We start from the raw sequence: 2435 nt of genomic DNA on the forward strand, positions 1-2435 counted from the left end.
ACCAAGGTTGAACGCCGCGATATTAAACGACGGCCCCAGCACAGGTGCATTTTGGGTGGCATGCATTGCCTGGACCTGTAACGGGGTGATTGCTGAAAACATCGCGGCACCAAATAAGAAAACCAGCAGTGCGGTTATCACTTTGAATCCGGCAAACAACCCCAGCGCAACCAGCACGGTCAGGACGATCGCCAAGGTGACCAGGATGCCAAGTCGCAGGTTAAAATCTGTGAGACGCCCGCCTAACGGATTGCCCACCACCATCCCCACGCCAAACACCAGCAGTAGCCAGGACACCGCACTCTCAGGGAAACCTGTCACCTGAGTCAGCAAAGGCCCAATATAAGTTAATGCGGTGAAAATCCCGCCAAATCCAATAATCGTTATTAGCATGGCTTTAAGCGCCTGGGGTTGCAGTAGCACCCGGAACTCTGACGCCAGATGTTGAGGTTTGGCACTTTTGATGTCAGGTATAAACACCATCATCGCCAACATCCCCAAAACACCCAGAGCGGAACAACCGATAAAAGTACTGCGCCAGCCAAAGTGTTCGCCCATTAACGTTCCCAGTGGCGTACCGAAAACATTGGCTAATGTCGCCCCAAGGAACATGGCCGCGATAGCGCTGGCCTGTTTCTCTTTGCTGACTAGCTGTGTGGCAACGACCGCGCCTAATCCAAAGAATGATGCATGTGCCAACGCAGCAATAACACGCGCCAGTAGCAAATATTGATAGCTGGTTGCGAGAGCACAGGCAAAATTTCCCGCCACATACAGCAACATCAACATCACCAACGCATTTTTACGTTTAAAGCGCACCATTAAAGGTGTGAGCAACGGAGCGCCGATCACCACACCCAACGCATAGGCCGTCACCAACATCCCTGACGAAGCAACGCTAATTGACATGTCGTGGCTGATGTTGAGCAGCATGCCAACAATGACAAATTCAGAAGTACAAATAGCAAACGCACCCACCGTCAGCGCAAATAAAGCAATCGGCATATTCACATCCTATTCATAGGGTTAGCAGACAACCCACTGTTGTCTGCTGCTGTGAATCTATTGTTGCCGCTGGAGGCGTCGGGATAAATGGACGAAGGCTTACAGGATTAGAAATTTAAACTTTCTAATTGAGATGTTCTGGTCTTTCCGTTCTAAAACCCAAGCCAATTAAACGACCGAACAGATGGCGCAAGAACGGGAAACGGCTGATCATCTGCGGCACCTTACTCGGCGTAGTGCGCTTACGTTTATTACTGCTCATTTTGATTTGCAGGAATTGCGTGGCGACCGTGGGGAACTGTCTGCGCTGCTGAACTTTTTGCAGATCGCGCAAAGTGACTTCTCCTTTTTTCAGCGGTTGCGTGAGGAAATTCGCCGTGGCTACCGCATCCTGAATCGCCAGATTGACGCCAACCCCGCCAATCGGCGACATCGCATGGGCTGCATCACCAATGCACAGCACACCGGGCTTCATCCACTGATCCAGCCGGTCGATGCGAATCGACAACAGCTTCAATTTGTCCCAACCGTCGAGCTCCGCCATACGCTCAGCGCTGAAGGGTGCGACTTCAGCCATAGCCTGTTTTAGCGTCTCCGGACCGGCAAGCTTTAATGCGTCAAACTCTCCTTTTTGGATGGTGTAGCCGCACTGCCAGTAGTCACCGCGATCAATCACAATGAAATTCTGCTTTGGCCCTTTATGACCCATACCCCATTCGGGATCGGTTTCCTGTTTGTACAACCGGAACCACAGCACATCACGGGATGAGCCGAAGCTTTTGCTCTGTAATCCGGCTTTGGTACGTACCTGCGAGTTACGCCCATCCGCGCCAATCACCAACGAGGTATGAATGATGCGCGCATCGTTACCCTGTAACGTTTTAACACCCGACACCACACCCTCTGCATAGATCAAATCATCAAAAGCGGTGGATTGTAAGAGCGTGAAGCCGGGAAAAGCGGCCGCTTTGCTCGCGAGAAAATTGAGGAAATCCCATTGCGGCATAAAGGCAATAAAGCGGCACTGCACCGGCAAGCGCGAGAAATCAGCCATCGTGATCTCCTGACCAGCCACTTCTGCCTGTAATTTTTCGGCTCTCTGATGCGGTAAGGTCAGAAGCTCATCCAGCAACCCGAGATGGCGCATGATCTCCAGCGTAGAGGGATGGATGGTATCGCCACGAAAATCGCGCAGGAAGTCGGGATGTTTTTCAATCACCACGACGCTTAATCCTGATCTCGCCAGTAAATAACCCAGCATTAATCCTGCTGGTCCGCCGCCGACGATACAACAGTCGGCGGTGAGTTCTGTTGGTTGCATCCTGACCTCAGCATAAAGCAATTGATGATAATCGTTATCATTTATATAGCATCGTGTTGAGGTTTAGGTGGGAATAAATGCCGCAGTATCTGTCAGTACATAACTGCAT

At 51.1% G+C, this 2435-nt stretch carries 2 protein-coding genes; both read right to left on the reverse strand.

Features of this window, described 5'->3' with window-relative positions:
- The coding region (locus H7A81_RS26805) for an MFS transporter (RefSeq protein ID WP_182059289.1) at positions 1–1005 on the reverse strand (1005 nt) is incomplete at its 3' end.
- A gap of 124 nt (positions 1006–1129) precedes the next feature.
- Positions 1130–2326, reverse strand: coding sequence for an FAD-dependent oxidoreductase (locus H7A81_RS26810; RefSeq protein ID WP_182059290.1), 1197 nt, complete (start codon positions 2324–2326; stop codon positions 1130–1132).
- Between the last annotated feature and the right edge of the window lie 109 nt (positions 2327–2435).

Origin of the sequence: Pantoea sp. ME81, from assembly GCF_903970985.1 — a bacterium.
GTDB lineage: Bacteria > Pseudomonadota > Gammaproteobacteria > Enterobacterales > Enterobacteriaceae > Pantoea > Pantoea communis.